The 18521-nt window shown below is 66.7% G+C and carries 18 protein-coding genes and 2 riboswitches; of the genes, 7 read left to right on the top strand and 11 right to left on the bottom strand.

The features are described from left to right. The first annotated feature begins 102 nt into the window (after positions 1–102). A complete protein-coding gene (locus ACO6D6_RS04210; RefSeq protein ID WP_484783505.1) occupies positions 103–1290 on the top strand; it encodes a sensor histidine kinase in 1188 nt (395 codons plus the stop codon). Further along, complete coding sequence (locus ACO6D6_RS04205; protein WP_484783898.1) at positions 1284–1940, top strand: response regulator; 657 nt, start codon at positions 1284–1286, stop codon at positions 1938–1940. The genes ACO6D6_RS04210 and ACO6D6_RS04205 overlap by 7 nt, the downstream gene beginning before the upstream one ends. 124 nt (positions 1941–2064) lie before the next feature. Here ACO6D6_RS04205 and ACO6D6_RS04200 read toward each other — a convergent pair whose 3' ends face one another. Further along, complete coding sequence (locus ACO6D6_RS04200; protein ID WP_126379742.1) at positions 2065–2577, bottom strand: LytR C-terminal domain-containing protein; 513 nt, start codon at positions 2575–2577, stop codon at positions 2065–2067. Positions 2578–2588: 11 nt separating this feature from the next. Continuing rightward, positions 2589–2882: a type II toxin-antitoxin system VapB family antitoxin gene (locus ACO6D6_RS04195; protein WP_014847804.1), complete on the bottom strand. Its 294-nt coding sequence runs from the start codon at positions 2880–2882 to the stop codon at positions 2589–2591. A gap of 121 nt (positions 2883–3003) precedes the next feature. Between ACO6D6_RS04195 and ACO6D6_RS04190 the strand changes: the two genes are divergently transcribed. Then, complete coding sequence (locus tag ACO6D6_RS04190; RefSeq protein ID WP_484783896.1) at positions 3004–4569, top strand: helicase HerA-like domain-containing protein; 1566 nt, start codon at positions 3004–3006, stop codon at positions 4567–4569. A 231-nt stretch (positions 4570–4800) separates the two neighbouring features. Here ACO6D6_RS04190 and ACO6D6_RS04185 read toward each other — a convergent pair whose 3' ends face one another. From ACO6D6_RS04185 to ACO6D6_RS04165, 5 genes are all read right to left on the bottom strand, one after another. Further along, positions 4801–6000 carry an ABC transporter permease gene (locus tag ACO6D6_RS04185; RefSeq protein ID WP_484783503.1) on the bottom strand — a complete coding sequence of 400 codons (1200 nt, stop codon included), beginning with the start codon at positions 5998–6000 and terminating at the stop codon, positions 4801–4803. Beyond that, positions 5997–6641, bottom strand: coding sequence for an ABC transporter ATP-binding protein (locus ACO6D6_RS04180; protein ID WP_484783501.1), 645 nt, complete (start codon positions 6639–6641; stop codon positions 5997–5999). Before ACO6D6_RS04180 ends, ACO6D6_RS04185 begins: the two co-directional genes overlap by 4 nt. 268 nt (positions 6642–6909) lie before the next feature. Beyond that, entirely contained in the window at positions 6910–7680 is a 771-nt protein-coding gene (locus tag ACO6D6_RS04175) for an ABC transporter ATP-binding protein (protein WP_484783499.1), read from the bottom strand. Further along, positions 7680–8699, bottom strand: coding sequence for a FecCD family ABC transporter permease (locus tag ACO6D6_RS04170; protein ID WP_484783894.1), 1020 nt, complete (start codon positions 8697–8699; stop codon positions 7680–7682). Before ACO6D6_RS04170 ends, ACO6D6_RS04175 begins: the two co-directional genes overlap by 1 nt. 79 nt (positions 8700–8778) lie before the next feature. Next, the gene (locus tag ACO6D6_RS04165) at positions 8779–9882 is read right to left on the bottom strand and encodes an ABC transporter substrate-binding protein (RefSeq protein ID WP_484783497.1); all 1104 of its coding nucleotides are present in this window, start codon (positions 9880–9882) and stop codon (positions 8779–8781) included. Between the two features lie 41 nt (positions 9883–9923). Further along, a riboswitch (cobalamin riboswitch) is annotated at positions 9924–10110 on the bottom strand. 167 nt (positions 10111–10277) lie between these two features. Next, positions 10278–10449, top strand: a riboswitch (cobalamin riboswitch). 118 nt (positions 10450–10567) lie between these two features. Here ACO6D6_RS04165 and ACO6D6_RS04160 point away from each other — a divergent pair. From ACO6D6_RS04160 to ACO6D6_RS04145, 4 genes are all read left to right on the top strand, one after another. Then, positions 10568–11605 carry an ABC transporter substrate-binding protein gene (locus ACO6D6_RS04160; protein WP_484783495.1) on the top strand — a complete coding sequence of 346 codons (1038 nt, stop codon included), beginning with the start codon at positions 10568–10570 and terminating at the stop codon, positions 11603–11605. A gap of 41 nt (positions 11606–11646) precedes the next feature. Continuing rightward, on the top strand, positions 11647–12648 hold the full coding sequence (locus tag ACO6D6_RS04155; protein WP_484783493.1) for a FecCD family ABC transporter permease: 1002 nt from the start codon (positions 11647–11649) through the stop codon (positions 12646–12648). After that, positions 12645–13421, top strand: coding sequence for an ABC transporter ATP-binding protein (locus ACO6D6_RS04150; RefSeq protein ID WP_484783491.1), 777 nt, complete (start codon positions 12645–12647; stop codon positions 13419–13421). The genes ACO6D6_RS04155 and ACO6D6_RS04150 overlap by 4 nt, the downstream gene beginning before the upstream one ends. 274 nt (positions 13422–13695) lie before the next feature. Continuing rightward, on the top strand, positions 13696–14001 hold the full coding sequence (locus tag ACO6D6_RS04145; protein ID WP_484783490.1) for a type II toxin-antitoxin system Phd/YefM family antitoxin: 306 nt from the start codon (positions 13696–13698) through the stop codon (positions 13999–14001). 211 nt (positions 14002–14212) lie between these two features. Here the strand turns inward: ACO6D6_RS04145 and ACO6D6_RS04140 are convergent, their stop codons facing one another. The 4 genes from ACO6D6_RS04140 to ACO6D6_RS04125 form a co-directional block, all read right to left on the bottom strand. After that, positions 14213–14773, bottom strand: coding sequence for a hypothetical protein (locus tag ACO6D6_RS04140; protein WP_484783488.1), 561 nt, complete (start codon positions 14771–14773; stop codon positions 14213–14215). Positions 14774–14914: 141 nt separating this feature from the next. Further along, a complete protein-coding gene (locus tag ACO6D6_RS04135) occupies positions 14915–15550 on the bottom strand; it encodes a DUF4276 family protein (RefSeq protein ID WP_484783486.1) in 636 nt (211 codons plus the stop codon). Then, positions 15547–16935 carry an AAA family ATPase gene (locus tag ACO6D6_RS04130; RefSeq protein WP_484783484.1) on the bottom strand — a complete coding sequence of 463 codons (1389 nt, stop codon included), beginning with the start codon at positions 16933–16935 and terminating at the stop codon, positions 15547–15549. Before ACO6D6_RS04130 ends, ACO6D6_RS04135 begins: the two co-directional genes overlap by 4 nt. 105 nt (positions 16936–17040) lie before the next feature. Continuing rightward, positions 17041–18315, bottom strand: coding sequence for an aspartate kinase (locus ACO6D6_RS04125; protein WP_484783482.1), 1275 nt, complete (start codon positions 18313–18315; stop codon positions 17041–17043). Positions 18316–18521 lie beyond the last annotated feature (206 nt).

Raw genomic sequence — 18521 nt, 5'->3', positions numbered from 1 at the left:
CTGGTGCCACGGGTGAAGGTCTGGTGTTGTGGCGACTGAAGTCGGCGAGGTTTCGACTTTCGATTGGCGGAACAGCCACGGGGTATTGCCTAGGGTGAAGCCGTGACCTCCGAATACCGACTCGGCACGTGGGCGCTGACCTGGCGCTACCTGCTGGCTCTCAGCTGGCTGCTGCCGTCGTTCGCCGCGCCCCTGGTGGGTCAGGACCTGTCCCGGGAGCTGCCCCCGGCCTTCCACAACTTCCTGGTCCTCGAGCTCCTCGGTGTGATCGCCGCCGTGGTGCTGATCCGGTTCCGGAGGCGGGCCCCGATGCTGGTGGTGGTGTCGCTGAGCGTGCTGAGCTCGGTCACGGTCACGCTGGGCGGCTTCTCGTCCTGGGGGGTCGCCAGCCTGTGTACCCGGCGGCGGTGGAAGGAGATCCTCCCGGCCGGGGCCGTCTTCATCGGGTTCCAAATCTTGTCCGACCCGGTTCGGCGGGGTCTGGGGCTGCCCGCGGTCACGGACCTGCGGGTGGGCGACGCACCGCTGCAGGAGCCGTGGACTCTGATCGTCGGCGGCGGGGTGTTGCTGCTCTACACGGCGGTGCTGGTGGCGATCGGCATGTACACCGGGGCCCGTCGGGAGTTGATCGCTTCGATGCGGGCCCAGGTGGAGCAGGCCGAACGGGAGCAGCAGCTGCGGGTCGCCCAGGGGCAGGCCGCCGAACGCCAGCGCATCGCCCGGGAGATGCACGACGTGCTGGCCCACCGGATCTCGCTGGTCAGCATGTACTCCGGGGCGCTGGCCTACCGGGACGACCTCAGCCCCCAGCAGACCCACGAGATCGCCGAGACCATCCGGGAGAACGCCAACCTGGCGCTGACCGAGTTGCGGGGCGTCCTCGGGTCGCTGCGGGGGCAGGACGGGGACCGGCCGCAGCCCACCCTCGCCGACCTGCCGGGCCTCATTGCCGACAACCGGGCTGCCGGGCTGCGGATCGAGTTCAGCGGCGTGGCCCTGGAGGGGCTCTCGCCCGCGGTGAGCCGCCACGCCTACCGGATCGTGCAGGAGGGGCTCACCAATGCCCGCAAGCACGCGCCGGGAACCAAGGTCGAGGTGCGGCTCAGCGGCGACCCTGACTCCGGCCTGCGGATCGAGCTGCGCAACCCGGTGAACGGACGCGGCGCCGCCGTCCCCGGAGGCGGCTATGGTCTACTCGGGCTGGCCGAGCGGACGGGTCTCGTCGGCGGCTGGATCGAGCACGGAATCCGGGACGAAGTTTTTCAATTGGAGGCGTGGATGCCATGGTGAGGGTGGTGCTGATCGACGATGATCCCCTGGTCCGGGCCGGTCTCAAGCTGATGCTTGGGGGACACGAGGGAGTCGATTTCGTCGGCGAGGGCAGCGACGGTTCCGAGGCGGCGGCCCTGGTGGCCGAACACCGGCCCGACGTGCTGCTCATGGACATCCGCATGCCGGGCAAGGACGGGCTGACGGCGACCGAGGAGCTCATGGCCCACAAGGACGCGCCGCGGGTGGTGATCTTGACCACCTTCGACTCCGACGACGCGGTGCTGCGGGCCTTGGCAGCCGGGGCCGCGGGCTTCCTGCTCAAGGACACCCCGCCCGACCGGATGCTGGAGGCCATCAAACAGGTCGCGGCGGGGGAGCACACCCTCTCACCCAGCGTGGTGTCCCAGGTCATCGCGGCAGCGACCCGGCACCGGGGCGATCCCCGTCGGGAGGACGCGCGGGCCGACCTGGCCGTCCTGAACGCCCGGGAGAAAGAGGTCGCGATCGCGATCGGGCGGGGAATGACAAATGCCGAGATCTCGGCCCGGCACTACCTCAGCCTCGCCACTGTCAAGGGCGTCGTGACTCAGATCTTCGACAAGCTCGGCCTGACCAACCGCGTCCAGGTCGCGATCAAGGTGCACGACGCGGGATGGGCCGACGACTGAGCGGCCCGTTCCGGCTTTGACCCGACAACCGGCGAGCGTGTTCCGGGGTTGCTGCTCTGGTGCGGGAAACCCGGTTGTGCAGCACCGTTCGCGCCCTGGAACAAAGTGATGCGGGGGCAGGTTTTCAGCTGGGAAGCGCGGAGGGGGACGGGCTCGGGGCCAGGCAGATGGTGCCGGACTCGACCGGGACCTCGGTCAGGCCGGATTCCGTCAGGCCCGCGAAATCGGAACCGACCAGAACGTCGACGGTGCCGTCGACCCGGGAATCGGTCTCCAGGGTTGGGTCAATCAGGTAGCTGGCGACCAGTTTCGCCGCGTCGGTGTTGTTCTCACCGCTGCGGATGATGGTCTTCGTGATGCGTTCCTTGGTGTTGGTGGTCTTCGCCACCTCGAATCCCGCCGTCTTCAGCGCCTGCCCGACCTTCGACCCCAAGCCGCTGGTGAAACCGCCGTTGTAGACCAGGACCGTGACCTGTTTCGGGGTGATCGTGCTCACCTGCTGGTTGACGCACGGGGTCGGCGGTGGACTGGGAAGCGGCGCGGTCAAGGCGTTCCACCCCAGGTTCGCCCCCCAGATCAGGAAGATGAGCAAACCGATCAGCAGGGCCGGGGTGGCGAGGAGTCGAAAGGCGCGCACGTCTCAGGCTTTCACGAGAGTTCCAACACGCGGGCGTGCATCGTCTGGCGTTGCTGCAGCGCGGCACGCAGGGCGCGGTGCAGGCCGTCCTCCAGGTACAGATCGCCGCGCCAGGAGACGACATGTGCGAAAAGGTCGCCGTAGAAGGTGGAGTCCTCCTCCAGCAGGGCCTCGAGATCAAGGGTGCGCTTCGTCGTGACCAGCTCATCCAGCCGCACCTGGTGCGGAGCGATGGCGGCCCACTGCTTCTGGACATAGCCGTGGTCCGGGTAGGGGCGGGAATCGCCGACACGCTTGAAGATCACTCGGTCAGTTTAGCCACCCTCCGTGACAATCGGCCCATCGGCGTACAACCCGGACAACGCGCCTCCCATGAGAAGCGCAGATAGATGGCAGGCTAGGGGTGTGAGTGAAGAACTGGTGGCAATGATTCAGGCCGGATACGGGTTCGAAGGCGACGCGGTACAACTGGGTGTGCTGATGGACGGCGCCCCCGTCGTCGAGGCCCCCATCCGCATTCCGCTGTCGATGTTCAACCGGCACGGGCTCGTCGCCGGAGCCACGGGCACCGGCAAGACCAAAACCCTCCAGCTGATGGCCGAGGCCCTCAGCAAGGCGGGTGTGCCCGTCTTCGCCGCCGACATCAAGGGTGATCTGTCCGGCATGGCCTCCCCCGGGGTGGCGAGCGAGAAACTGGCCGCGCGGGTCGAGGCGCAGGGGCAGCCCTGGGAGGCGAAGGCCGCTCCCTGCGAGTTCCTGGCGCTCGGCGGGCAGGGCACCGGCATTCCGGTGCGGGCGACGATCTCGTCGTTCGGCCCGATCCTGCTGTCGAAGGTGCTGGGACTCAACGAGGTGCAGGAGAGCTCCCTCGGGTTGGTGTTCTACTACGCCGACAACAACGGCCTGCCGCTGCTCGACCTCAAGGACCTCGTCGCGCTGCTGAAATTCCTCACCTCCGACGACGGCAAGGACGAGCTGAAGGAGATCGGTGGGGTCTCGGCCGCCACGGCAGGGGTGATCCTGCGCAACCTCGTCGGCCTCTCCGAGCAGGGCGGTGACGTGTTCTTCGGGGAACCCGAGTTCGAACCCTCGGAGCTGCTGCGCGTCGCCGCCGACGGCCGCGGGGTCGTCTCGCTGCTGGAGCTGCCCGACCTGGCCTCGCGACCCGAGATGTTCTCCACCTTCCTGATGTGGCTGCTGGCCGACCTGTTCAGTTCCCTCCCCGAGATCGGCGACGCCGACAAACCGAAACTGGTGTTCTTCTTCGACGAGGCGCACCTGTTGTTCAAGGGCGCATCCAAGGCCTTCCTCGACTCCATCACCCAGACCGTGAGGCTGATCCGCTCCAAGGGGGTGGGGGTGTTCTTCGTCACCCAGACCCCCAAGGACGTGCCCGAGGACGTCCTGGCGCAGCTCGGCAGCCGTGTGCAGCACCAGCTGCGCGCCCACACCCCCAACGACGCCAAGGCGTTGAAGGCGACGGTGTCGACCTACCCGAAGTCGGGCTACGACCTGGAGGAGGTGCTGCAGAGCCTCGGGATCGGCGAGGCGATCGTCACCGTCATGAACCCCAAGGGCGCACCCACCCCCGTCGCCTGGACCCGGCTGTGGGCCCCCGAGACGTCGATGCAACCCACCGACGCCGCCGCGATGCAGCAGGTGGTGGCGGCCTCGCCGATGATGGCGAAGTACGGGCAGGCCATCGACCGCGAGTCGGCCTACGAGATCCTCACCGCGAAACTGGAGGCCGGCGCGAAGGCGGCCGAGGAGGAACGGCAGCGCGCCGAGGCGGAGAAGGCCGAGGCCGAACGTCGCGCCCAGGAGGAGAAGGAGCAGCGTCAGGCAGAACGCTCGGAGGGGCGGTCGTCGGGATCGGGTCGCGGTCGCACCTCGGCGGTGGAACGGATCGCCAGCCGCGGCATCATGCAGGTGATCCGCACCGTCACCCGGGAGGTCGTCCGGGGCCTGTTCGGAACCGGAAGACGGCGATAGAGATCGCTTCCCGGCCCCGTAAGTTGGTTGGGCCGGGCTGCGACGAAGGAGCGTGTCTGTGTCGAAACCATGTTGACCGTTCCCGGGTTGCCGGGGTGGTTTCGACTCAGCCGTTTACTGGCGCTCACGTGCTGGCTCAACCGGCTTGGAGAAGTGGAAGTTGGTTGAGCCGGGCTGCGACGAAGGAGCGGCCCGTGTCGAAACCATGGTGAGGGTTTCCGGGGTCTTGGGTCAGATCTGACGCAGGAGCGTGTCCGTGTCGACGCGCAGCAGCGTGGCGGCCCTGCGAGCCGATCCGGCGATGAAACCCAGCGGCACGGCGATCAGCGGCACCGAGACCACCCACGCCTGGGCAAGCAGCGCCCCGGGATCCATGCTGAAACCGGCCACCGACGTCAGCAGGGACGGCAGCGCCGCCAGCGTCATGACCACCCCGACGCCCAGCAGCACCCCGATGACCGACACGCACAGCGCGAAGATCAGGGCCTCCAGCAGGTAGAACCTCACGATCGCCCGTCGCGTCCACCCCAGGGACCTGAACAACCCGATCTCCTCGATGCGTGAGGTCATCCATGCCCCCGCCACGGATGTGCCCGCGAACAGTGCCCCGAGGACGGTGACGAAGAGCACCAGCACGGAGGCCACCGCGAGTCCCTGCCGGGCCCTGTCGAGCTGGATCCCGGAGCCGATGGCGCTTCGGGTGCCGTAGCCCAGGTCCTCCACCGAACTCTGCACCTTCGCGACGTCATTCACATCCCCGACGTAGAGGTAGATGGAGCTGTAGGGAGGCGTGTCCGGTGGCAGTGCCGCCGCCTGGATCTCGTTGAACTGGGAGGAGTTGATGAACACCGCATCCGGGGGCTCCCCCTGGATGGTTTCCGGGTCGTAGGTGCCGATCACCTCGAATTGTTTCGCCTCGCCCATCCCGCTGTTGGAACTGACCGCCCGGGTGACGTTGACCTCGACCGTCTTTCCCACCAGGTTCTCGTGTTTTCCGGGGACCAGCATCTGACCGGGCTCCGGGGAGGCGGCGGGATTACCGTGGGCGTCCTTCATCCGGTCGTCGAACGGGTTGCGGGGTGTCAACCACCACGGCCCCGCGCCGTCCTCGGAATCTGCGATGTCCGCGGGCGGGTCGATTCCCGAGATGCCCGACGGGAACACGTGCTCCACACCGTCCAGTTGCCCCAGCCGCTTGACCGCGTCCGCGTTCAACGGTGGACTGTCCGGCCCGCCATAGCCCTGGAGGACCTCGATCTCCTTGGCGCCGAGGCTTTCCGTCAATCCCCGGGATGTGCCGTGCGTGGCCCCTCGGGCCAGCCAGGACAGGACAACCGTCGCCAACACCAGGAGCAGCACCAGCACCGCGATCAACCTGTGTCGCCGCACGGTCCTGGCCAGGCTGCGTCTCACCAGGGCGAAGGTGTTCATAGGATGGTCCTCCTTCCGCGGAGAGCAACCGTGCGATCCGCCACCGCTGAGGTGGCCTCCTCATGGGTTGCGACGACGACCGCGCAGCCCCGGTCGGCCAGATCCCGCAACGCCCGCCGAACGCAGGAAGCCAGGTGGTCGTCGAGTCCCGTGGTCGGTTCGTCCAGCAACAGGACCTCCGCCTCCATCTGCAGGGCCCTCAGGATGCACACCCGGCGTCGCTGTCCGCCGGAGAGCTTGTTGATCTCGGTGTCGTGGAATTCGTCGATCCCCAGGTTTCTCCTGACCTCCGCGAGCCACGGAGCGGGGGCGCGGGAGCCGGGACCGATCTCCAGGTTCTCGTTCACCGAGAGCCAGGGAAACAGGTAGCTCGACTGGTGGACGATGCCGATCGCGTGACGCCTGAGGCCGGCCCGGCCGTCCTCGTCCAACTTGCTGAGGTCCTGCCCCGCAACCTCGACGACACCCTGATCCGCCGTGGTCAAACCTCCCAGGATGTTCAACAAGGTGGTCTTCCCACCGCCGGATGGCGACACGAGCGTCACCAACTCGCCGGCTTCGACCCAGAAATCAAGATCCTTGAGCACGACGTTCTCGCCATACGACTTCGTTATGCCGCGGCACGCGATCCCGGTTGTCATTCAATTCCCCAAACGGTGCTCAGACGGTAGGCGAAAGAGGAAACGAGACTGCATTTCGCGGGCCGCCCTGATCCGCCATCGTCAAACATCCAGCATTGTTGCAGGTGATCGGTTTCTGCAAGTCTACCTTGACGCCTTGCTCTTGCTGTGCGGAAAGACCGGGATGCGTCGCGTCCCTATCCCGGTTGCGCAGCACTCAACTCGATTTTCGCCCCTTCTGGGGCGATTTTTGGGATTGAGTGCTGCGCAACCGGGTGAAACTTCTCGTTCACGGGTAGCTGAGCAGCAGCCGGGGTTCCCCGGTGGCCGGGTCGGTCACCATTGAGGCGGCCATTCCGAACACGTCTCCGACCAGCTGCGGGGTGAGCACCTCCGAGGGTTTCCCGTCCGCCGCGACCCTGCCGTCGTTCAGAACCACGATGTGGTCGAAATAGGTGGCGGCCAGGTCGAGGTCGTGGATGGCGGCGATCACGGTGCGTCCCAGTCCCCGCACCATCCGCAGCAGCGCATGCTGGTGCCGGATGTCGAGGTGGTTGGTGGGTTCGTCCAGCAGCAGCAGCTCCGTGCGCTGCGCCAGGCCACGCGCCAGCAGCACCCGGCGCTGCTCGCCTCCCGAGAGCTGGTGGAAACCCCGGTTCGCGTAGGCGGTCATCGACACCTGTTCCAGGGCCTCGGCGACGGCGTTGCGTTCCTTGCGGCCGCCACCCGACCACGGCGGCCGGTGGGGCAGCAGCCCCAGTGCGACGACCTCCGCGACCCGCAGGTCAGCGGGGGTTTCCTCCTGCTGACCGACCATCGCCAAGGTCCTGGCGCGTTCCAGCGGGCTCAGTTTCACAAGGTCACGACCAGCTACCAGCACCCTGCCCGACGGGATCGGCAACAGCCCCGCGAGGGTCCGCAGCAACGTCGACTTGCCGGTCCCGTTGGGGCCGACGAGAGCCATCATCTCCCCCTCGGGAACCTCCAGACCGACCCCGCTCAGGATCGGATACTTCCCCAGTGCGCAGCCCAGATCCTGCGTGGTGAGCATCGTGTTCATCAGCCGGCACCTCCGAAGTGGTAGTGGCGCCTGCCGAGCAGCAGCAGGAAGACCGGGGCGCCGATCAGGCCCGTCACGACGCTCAGCGGAACCTCCATGGGTGGGGCCATGACGCGGGCCGCGACATCCACCCACACCATGAACAGAGCCCCCATGAGGGCAGCCACCGGCAGCACGCAGCGGTGGCGCGCCCCCACCATGAGCCGGGCCAGGTGGGGGACGATCAGCCCGACGAAACCGACCCCGCCGACGACCGCCACCAGGGCGCCGACCAGGAGGGCCTGCAGCACGAAGACCGCGTTGCGGGCCTGCTTCACTGGCACCCCGAGGCTGGCGGCCACGTCGGGACCGTTCGCGAGGGCATCCAGCCAGCCGCTGCCGGCCATCATGACGATGAACGCCAGCACCACGACGACCAGCGGGAACAGCAGCTGATCCCATTTCGCGCGTGTCAGGCTGCCGAGCAGCCAGAACAGCACGGACTGGGCGGCCTGAGGTTCCTGACTGCGGATGACCAGGAAACTCGCGATGGCCGAGAAGGCCGAACCCAGCACCGTGCCGGTGAGCACCAGCCTCAGCGGCGTGAGGCCGCCCTGGGCCATGGCGATGCCGAACACGACGACGGCCGCCCCGAGCGCCCCCGCCAGGGCGCCGGCGGTGAGTGCCAGGGTGCCCAGTGAACTGAACAAACCGATGGTGATCACGGCGGTGGCGCCGACGCTCGCGCCCGAGGAGATGCCGAGCAGGTAGGGATCGGCGAGGGGGTTGCGCACGAGGGTCTGGATGACGGAGCCGGCCAGCGCCAGCCCGGCGCCGACGAAACTGCCCAGCAGCACGCGGGGTGCGCGGATGTTCCAGACGATGGTGTTGGCCGTCTGGGGTGCGTCGGGGCTGCCGGTCAGGTGCGCCATCAGCACGTCGACGACGGTGCCGGGGGACACGGAGCTGGGGCCGAAACCGGTGGCCAGCACGAGGCTGGCCGCCAGGGCGATCAGCAGGCAGACGATCAGGGGAGCCACCGGCGCTCGCCAGGAGGTCACCTGATCCCTGCCGGTCCTGGAACGGGTTTTCACGTTCACCGGAGGGGTCCCGGGCCGTTCAGCTCTTGAGAACGCCGTAGCCGAGGCTTTCCGGGAGTTTGCCCTTGACCGGGCTCTCGGGGGCCATGCCCAGCTGTTCGAGACCCTTGCGGATCTGCACCGACGCCTCCAGGTTCGGGTATCCGCTGGTGAACAGCACGAGGGGCAGGACGATGATGCGGTTCTGCTTGACCACGTTGAGGTTCGCGAGCGCCGGCTGGGTGCGGATGGTCTCCAGTTTGTTCTTGATCTCGTCCGCGTCGCCCTTGCGGTAGTCGAGGACGACGATCACGTCCGGTTGGGTTTCCGCCACGGACTCCCAGCTGGCCTTGAACCAGGTGGTGTCCTGGTTGTCGAACACGTTGACGCCGCCCGCCGCGTCGATGATGCCCTGCGGCGGCCCGTTGCGACCGGAGGTGTACAGCTCGTCGGTGCCGCTGTCGAACAGCAGGATGCGGGGTTTCTTCGTCGGCGCCGGGGCCTGCTGCAGCTCCGCGAGCTGCGTGTTGAACTCCGTGAGGGCCTCCGTGGCCTCGGCGGTCCTGCCGGTCAGGGCGCCGTAGTTCTGGATGTCGGTGCGCACCGCGTCCCACGGGTCCATGGTGCCGAGTTTCGAGGAGGAACCGGCGGCGGGATCCTGCCTGCACGAGTCGCTGATGACGTAGGTGGGGATGTTCTGCTCAGCCGCCGCCTCGGGGGTGACGCCCGAGGAACCGGAGAACAGCCCGCTGTAAGAGCCGATCAGCAGGTCCGGTTCCGTGGAGACGATGGACTCCATGGAGATGGGGCTCTGCAGGCGGGGCACGTTCTCGATGCCGGGGCTGTAGAGGGCGGAGAGCACCTCGTCGTTTCCCTTCTGCAGCGACACCGCCGCCAGGTTCTGGACCGCGCCGATGCGGATCAGGGTTCCGACGTTCGCCGAGTTGCTGGTGGCGACGATGCGCGAGGCCTGTTTGGGGTAGGTCACCTCGGTGCCGCAGTTGGTCAGGGTGACGGGGCCGGAACCCGAGGTGGAGGCCTGGGGTGACGGGGAACCGGATGAGCAGGCGGCGACCAGCAGGGCTGCTGCGCTCAGCGCGGCGAGGGTGAGGCGGGGTTTTCGGGAAACACGGGATGTGGGCACGACGATCCTGTCCTTGGCCAGGGCCTTTTCGCGAGGCCGGGGGATACCAACCGGAAACGGCAGGTCTTCGGGCTTCGGCTTTCCCGCCGCCAAAACCTTCCCGGACGATCCTGTCCAGTGGCGTACTTGGCGACAACGCCGTTACCGCTGCGCGTCAGCTCCGGATTCGCACCGGATTCCCTTGTCCGCTTCCTCGGGCAGCCTAACACCGACTTCGGCGGTCCCGCCGGGCGGGGCTTCCTCGCGCCCGGAAGGGTTTGATGGAGAGGGGAGAGGTGCGGTGGTGGGGCGTCCCGAGCGGGACCGATCGCCGAGGTGATTGAGCACGTGGGGGCCTTGCGGCGGCGCCTTCGTCACCGTGTCCCGAGGTATGGACAGTGCCCGGAGGGAGGGCTAGCCTTGTCGGCGTCGCCGAGTGCCCACGGGCAGGGAATCCGGTGCGAATCCGGAACTGACGCGCAGCGGTGAGGGTGACACCGGATCATCAGGCTACTGGGCGACCTGCCCGGGAAGGCGGTCCGGTGGCAGAACCCGAGTCCGAAGACCGATCGGCGATGGGCACGCGAACCACCGTGCCCTGCCGTTCAGGGCCTCGCGCAACGGCCCCCGAGACAAGATTCCGTGCGCCATTTCAGTGGCTGCCGTCACCCCCCAAAACATCTCACAACCCAAGGGAATCACCCAGATGCACGTGAAGAAGTCCGTTTGTTCGCTCGCGCTGCTGTCGGCTCTGCTGCTGAGCAGCTGCGCGGGCGCGGCCAAGGACCAGCCTGCCGACGCCTCCGCCAGCCAGTCCTCCGGTGCCTCCGCCGCCGGTTTCCCCCTCACCATCGACAACTGCGGACACCAGTTGACGTTCAAGAAGGCGCCCGCACGGACGGTGTCGCTGAACCAGTCCTCCACCGAGATCCAGCTCTCCCTCGGGATCGCTGACAAGATGGTGGGCACCGCCACCTGGACCGATCCGGTGCTGTCGTCGCTGGAGAGCGAGAACGCGAAGGTGGAGCGGATCTCCGACGGCGGCCCCACCTCGGAGGCGGTCATCGCCAAGGAACCGGACCTCGTCACGGCATCCTTCCCGAGCACGCTGACCGACAAGGTCGCGGGCAGCTACGAGAAGTACGAATCCCTCGGGGTGCCCGCCTACCTGGCGCCGAACCAGTGCGGCAAGAAGAGCGGCAACGACGCCCCTGCGGAGAACTTCACCATTGAGAAGGTGTATCAGGAAATCGATGAGCTCTCCCGCATCCACGGCGTGCCCGAGAAGGGCCAGGAGCTCGTCGCCCAGCTCAAACAGCGTTTGGAGAAGGCGGTCGCGCAGAAACCCGGCAAGCCCGTCAAGGTGATGTTCTGGTTCGCGAACTCCGAGGCCCCCTACCTGGCGGGCGGTTCCGGTGCGTCCCAGTTCATCAGCGACCAGCTCGGCATCACCAACATCTACTCCGACCAGCGCGACGAGTGGCCGCAGGTCAGCTGGGAGGACATCGCCGCCAAGAACCCCGACATCATCGTGATGGGTGATCTCACCCGCAAGTCCCAGACCGCGGAGACCGCGGACGCGAAGATCGAATACCTGAAGTCGAACCCGGTCACCTCCCAGATGGACGCCGTCAAGAACGAGCGTTTCATCAAGGTCGCGGGCGGCGACATGAACCCGTCGATCCGCACCGTCGACCTGGCCGAGAAGCTGGTCGCCGGGATCGAGCAGTTCGGTCTCAAGTGACGGCATCCGCGACGACCCGAGGTCGGCGCCGGAGGCTTCCGGTGACACCGGTTCTGCTGATCGGACTGGTTCTGCTGGTTGTGTCCATCCTCTACGCGATCACCTTCGGACCCTCCGACCTGAGCATCGGCGAGGTCTGGGGGGTGGTTGCGAACAAACTGGGGCTGGGACCCGACCCCGAGCTGAGTCCGTTGCGCACCGCGACGGTGTGGCAGCTGCGGCTGCCCCGTGTGCTGCTGGCCGCGGTCGCGGGTGCGGGGTTGAGCCTGTGCGGCGTCATCATGCAGTCGCTGCTGCGCAACCCGCTGGCCGAACCCTACCTGCTGGGTGTCTCCTCGGGCGCCTCCACCGGCGCGGTCCTGGTGCTGATCGCGGGTCTCGGGGGTGGGGTCATCAGTTTCTCGGCGGGCGCGTTCGTGGGGTCGCTGGGGGCCTTCGCACTGACCCTGCTGCTGTCCCGGCTGGCCGGTGGCACCACCGACAAGATCGTGTTGGCGGGTATCGCGGTGACCCAGGGGTTCTCCGCGTTGACGTCGTTCATCATCATGATCGGCGCGGACGCCAACGTCACCCGGGGCATCCTGTACTGGCTGATGGGTTCCTTCGCCAACGTCTCCTGGGAGGAGGTAGCGCTCACAGCCGCGGTGCTGGGGTGTTTCCTCGTGCTCACCATCGGCATGGCCAGTTCCATGGACGCGTTCATGTTCGGCGAGAAGGAGGCCGTTTCGCTGGGGGTTTCCGTGCAGCGCACCCGGGTGGTGCTGCTGGGATGCGCGGCCCTCATGACTGCGGTCGTGGTTTCCTCGTCGGGTTCGATCGGTTTCGTCGGTCTCGTGCTGCCGCACATCTCCCGGATGCTCGTCGGTTCCCGGCACCGGGGGCTGCTGCCGGTCTCGGCGCTGCTGGGTGCGATCTTCCTGCTCTGGGCGGACACCATCGCCCGGACGTTGTTCGCTCCGTTGGAGGTGCCGGTCGGGGTGATCACCGCCCTGGTCGGAGTGCCCATCTTCGCAACCATTCTCGCCAGGACCAGGAAACGATGAAGATAGAAGCAGAGAACCTGTCGTGGGCCGCCGGTCCGGCCATCATCGTCGACGGCATCGACGTGCCCGCGATGCCCGGTCGCATTCTGGGGTTGCTGGGACCCAACGGGTCGGGAAAATCGACGCTGCTGGGGATGCTGGCCCGCACCATCCAGCCGCGCACGGGTGTCGTCAAACTCGACGACCGCCCCTACAGCGACTGGGCGCCGCGGGACATCGCACGGGTGCTGTCGGTGGTGCAGCAGAAGGCGACCACCGACCAGGACGTCACCGTGCGCGACGTCATCGACCTGGGACGGATCCCGCACCGCCGTCGCTGGGCCGGTCCCAGTCCCCGTGACCGCAGGGTGGTGGAGGCCGCTGCCCGCCGCACCGGCATCGAACACCTCCTGAACCGCGACTGGCACACCCTCTCCGGAGGCGAACAGCAGCGCGCCCACCTGGCCCGGGCGTTCGCCCAGGAGGGGCAGGTCATGCTGCTGGACGAACCCACCAACCACCTCGACATCTCCCACCAGCTGGACATCCTCAAAACCTTGAGGGAGACGGGGCTGGGTGTGGTCGTCGCCCTGCACGACCTGAACCTGGCCACCACGTTCTGCGATGAGGTGCTGGTCCTGCACAAGGGCCGGGCGGTGTGTCTGGGGCGTCCGGCGGACGTGCTGACCGAGGACCTGATCCGTGAGGTCTACGGGGTGGAGGTGCGGATCCTGCGCCCGGACGGCGACGAGACGCCGCTGTTCCAGTTCCTCAGACCGGTGACGCAGACCTGAGTGGCGGGAATCCCGGTTGCGCAGCTCGCGTTCGGTGAGGGCCACAGTGACACATGTACATCTACAGTGACAATTGTCGATGTGATGTGTCACTGTGGCTGTCAGTCTGCGCGACCGGGTGGCGCCCTTCTGAGCGGGGGCGTGTTCCCGTGCTCGTGACCGATCCGGCTGCGACGGAGGCGTCTGCCCGCGGGGCTTTCCTGGGCGGCCGAGTGGCCACCACGATCCCCTCGGCTTCGTTGTTCCAGTTAGATTTCCAAGTCGAATTGTCGTCGTGAGCGTGTTCTCCATAACCGATGCGAACCGCGTCGGAATCTCCGGGCTCGTCAGTTCTGCGGAATCCGGGCGGGTGGTGACCCTGTCCCGTCACGGAAAACCTGTTGCCGAGATCGTTTCCCGGGAAGAGATGGACCTTCTCCGTCGCGACCGGGAAACTCTCCGCGATGTCGTCCTCGTCATGACCCGGATGGTCACCGATTCGGGCAATCGGACGGAGCTCGACGACGCGATGGAGGCTTTCGGAATCAACCAGGATGAGCTCGAATCCGAGATCAGGTACGGCCTGCACACCCTGCCGTGACGAAGAACGCGAAGCGCGTGCGCCTCACCGACGACGCCATTGACGACCTCCAGGGAAGGGGCCCCGGATCGTGTGCGACCCGAGATAACCACGCAGGATCACGGTTGTGCAGCACTCAATCCCGAAAACCGCCGCTGAGGGCGGAAAATCCGGGTTGAGTGCTGCACAACCGGGTGGAACCGGGATACACCGGCCCTACAGGGGGGCGGGATCAGCGATTGACCATTAAATAGATCTCCGGTTCCCCCTCGTGAGTCATGACGAAAGCGATACCGTCACTACAGAGATTCGCGATGGAAGCTCTGTTTTTTATGGTGTAGGCGCGGTCAGGAAACCTCGCAGCTTGGGCCTCAAGGGCTTCCTGGCCATCGGAGACCGTCACCCAGGTGTCGATCTGGAGCACCATCTGATCGGATGGATCGATCCGGTAACCGGGGCCGTTGTCCGTCCAGTAAGGCGTACCCCCGGCCTTGGTGAACAGGTCTTCTTCGGGGGTTGGTTGCGGCGAATCCCCCGGTTTCGCGGGGAGGGCGTCGTCCCTGCTCGTCCAGCTGCTCACCCACAGCTCCAGCAGCACGGGGGTCTCCTCCGGGATGGGGGTTGGGTTCGCGCCCAGCTCGTCGTGGGGGATGAGAACGCAGGCGTTGGCGCCGTTGACGGGATCCCAGAAGTCGCAGCCCGAGTCGTGTTCGCATGTGAACAAGAACAGCGTCTGCCCAGAGGCGAGCCGGGGCGCCAGGGGGTCGCCGGTGAACTGGCCGAGGAAACTCATGGGTAGGTTGCACGCACACACCGGCCAGTCCCGCGGCCACCCGATCGGTGCCCCACCCACCTTGCAGACGGCATCGGGCCGGGTGTTTTCCGGTTTCCGGACGGACCAGGTGGGAAAGTTACTGAGCACGGGTTGTTCCCTTCAGTTCTGATTCTCGAGCTGCGCCAGCGCCCGTTTGATGTCGCGCTCCAGACACTGCCAGGATGGCAGGTCCCGCACGGCGCCGAAGGGATCGAGGCGTTGCAGCAACACCTTGCGGTGACGGCTGAAACTGTTCTTCTCCTTCTTCAACCGCCGTCCGCTTGCCCTGCTTGCCGCGAGGAGCGCTTTCTGCAGGATTTCCTTGGGATTTCTGGTGCCTTCGATGGCATTCGGTTTCGGTAACTTCAGGGGTTGTTTCCCTTTTGGACAGGCCACGACGTCCCGGATCGCCTGTTCGTCCAGGAGAAGCCAGGCCTCGGTTTCCTGGACCGGAATGACAGGGATGAACGGATGCGGGAAACCGCTTTCCTCAATGCCGCGGCGGATCTCGCGTTCCCGTCCCTCACGGTCAGGACTGTCGGAGTCCCGGTGGATGAACACCATGTCGATCCCAGCTTCTGTTCCCTCCGTGAGCAGCTGCCGTAGCCGGGCGGGAATCGTGCCCTTCCGGGTGTCTGGCATGCCGGTGGCTTCCTGGGCGCCGAAATACACCAGCAGGGTTTCCAGGTGTGCGATGAGTCCCGTGTCGGATGAGCCTTCACACAGGAATGCGAAGGAGACGCTCCGGGCGGTCACGAGACTTCCTCGAGTGACAGCAGTGCATTTTCTGGTTCGGTCAGGTAGTCCGACAGGGAGGCCTTGATGGTGGTGCGTGCTCCTTGTGCCGCCTGCCATGTTTCCGGCAGTGGGCGCAGCTGCACCGTGGTCGCGATCCTCCCGTCCCTGCGAACCCGGGTGGGCACCGCGGCCAGCAGGTTGTCATCGTGGTAGCGGACGAAATGGGGGGAGTGGGTGTTGACCATGACCTGGCGCATCGGATTTCCCGGCCCCGGCGGATCCTGCGGGTCCACGGCGAGGGAACGGACCAGATCGACCATGGCCTCGATGCGCGCCGGATGGATGCCGTTCTCGGGTTCCTCCATGCACAGCAACCCTCCGAAGGAGTCGTCGACGCGCATGATGCACAACGTGAGGAAACGAAGCGTCCCGTCGGACAGGGAACGGGCGGGAAGCCACGGACCGGTACCCATGGAGGCCATCAGGGTGAGCGTGTCGCGGCGTTCGTCGTAGTCGACCGTGATGCCGCGGATGTCGGTGAGTACCGCCGCCTCGGATGCGACCTCGGCGTAGACGTCGTCGCCCTGTTCCCTGGCCATGCGGTACAGCGTCGCCGCCAGGTGTGCCCCCGATGTCGTGGGGTGAGGATCCACCAGGGTGCTGTCCGGGGCGCGCATGGCGGAAGGTTCGAGCGCCAACAGCCGCCACTGCTGCATCTCCCGGCGGGCCGACAGGATCGTCTGGTCGTCGGCGGCGGTCGTGGTGGACACGATGGTGCGCGGCGCCCGGGCGGCCGCCGAGGGGCGCGGTTTTCCTCGGCTGCCCCCGTCCTGGTGGACGTTGACCACGGCCTCCCCGTCCTCACCCCGTGTGGTGGAGATATATGCCGCGCCCGACCTTCTCCCTCTGACCACGGTGTCCCGGAATTTTTTCTTGCTGTGCGGCCAGGGAAGGTGTTTGTGGGCATCGCCCAGATTGATGTGGGTCAGGCTCTCGTGTTCGAGCTGGATCCTCCCGATCTGGGGGGAACCCGGGTCGGGTGGGAGGTAGCGCAGCTTCAGGTCGTAGCGGAGGAAGGTGGTGGTCGCCGACACCTCGCGACCGAAGTCGTCGGTCACCTCCGGGGGCACGATCATCTCGACACCGAAGGAGATGACGGGATCGCTGGATTCGGCGTTGTTCCAGAACAGGGACCGCGGGTCCACGACCTGCCCGCCGCGCAACCTGAGGCGCTGGGTGGCCTCGAGGAAGGTGTGGTCGGCCAGCAGGGACAGGAACTCGATGGCGTCGAAGACGTTCGACTTTCCCACCGCATTGGGGCCCGCTATGCAGGTGTAGGGGCCGAAGTGGACGTCGAGTCCCAGCAGGTTCTTGAACCCGTCGACCTGGAGTCGGGTGAGCATGGCCCCAGCTTAGGACGTCACGCCGGTCGCGGTGCGCTGGATCGGGCGATCCGAGTGTCCCACCAGGAGCGCGCCCGGGGCCGGTCCTGCCGGCCCCGAGTCCTCTCAGCGACCCGTTCCAGCGTAGACGACGGCCTCCTCCTCGCCGTCCAGACCGAAGGCGGCATGGGCGCCGCGGACGGCGCGGTCCACCTCGTCGGTGCTGACCACCACGGAGATGCGGATCTCGGAGGTGGAGATCATCTGCAGGTTGACGCCCTCGGCCGCCAGGGCCTTGAAGAAGGTGGTGGTCACGCCCGAATGGGAACGCATCCCGACGCCGACGATCGAGACCTTGCCGATCTGGTCGTCGTAGAGGACCTCGTCGAAACCGACCTTGTGTTTGATCGCCTCGAGCGCCTCGATGCCCTTGCGCCCGTCGGACATGGGCAGGGTGAAGGAGATGTCGGTCTTCACGTCCGAGAGCCTGGAGACGTTCTGCACGATCATGTCGATGTTGATGCCCGCGTCCGAGATGACCTGGAAGATCGAGGCGGCCGCACCCACCTGGTCGGGGACGCCGATGACGGTGATCTTGGCCTCGCTGCGGTCGTGGGCCACTCCCGTGATGATGGCTTCTTCCATTTTGTCTGCCTTCCTGACCTCGTCTTGGGATTTCACCCAGGTGCCCGGTTTGTCACTGAAGGACGAACGGACGTGGACCTTCACGTTCTCGCGGCGAGCGTACTCGACGCAGCGCAGGTGGAGGATCTTGGCGCCGGAGGCGGCCAGCTCCATCATTTCCTCGTAGCCGATCTCGGTGATCCGGCGGGCGCTCGGCACGATCCGCGGGTCGGCGGTGTAGACGCCGTCGACGTCGGTGTAGATCTCGCAGTGGTCGGCGCCCAGGGCCGAGGCCAGCGCGACCGCCGTGGTGTCGGAGGCGCCGCGACCCAGCGTCGTGACGTCCTTGGTGGTCTGCGCCACCCCCTGGAATCCGGCGACGATGACGACGCTGCCCTCCTCCAGGGAGCGCACGACGCGACCCGGGGTGATGTCGATGATGCGCGCGTTGCCGTGGGTGGGGGTGGTGAGGATGCCCGCCTGGGAGCCGGTGTAGCTGACGGCCTCGACCCCGAGGTCGGCCAGGGCCATCGCCAGCAGCGCCGCCGACTGGCGTTCCCCCGTTGTCAGCAGCATGTCCAGCTCACGGGATTTCGGGTTCGGGCTCACCTTCAACGCCAGGTCCATCAGCTCGTCGGTGACGTCACCCATCGCCGAGATGACGATGATCACCTCGTGCCCGTCCGCGCGTGTGCGCGCGATCCGCCGGGCGACGCGCTTGATGGACTCGGCGTCGGCCACCGAGGAGCCACCGTACTTTTGAACAATGCGTCCCACACAAACCTCCTTCACCGACAGGGAAGGCTACCGGACGAGACCGGCAACACGCAGACCCCGTTCCAGGTTCGCTGGCCTTACCACCTGTTCGCTGGCCTTGATCCGGGTTTGCTGGCCTTGTTGATGTTTGCCTGCGCTGTGAGGCCAGCGAACTTGAACAAGGCCAGCAAACCCGGGATAGGGCCAGCAAACCGACGGGGTGGTGC

The sequence above is a fragment of the Arachnia sp. genome, assembly GCF_057238465.1.
Note: the sequence above shows the minus strand (reverse complement) of the source record. Positions and strands in the feature narration are given on the sequence as shown.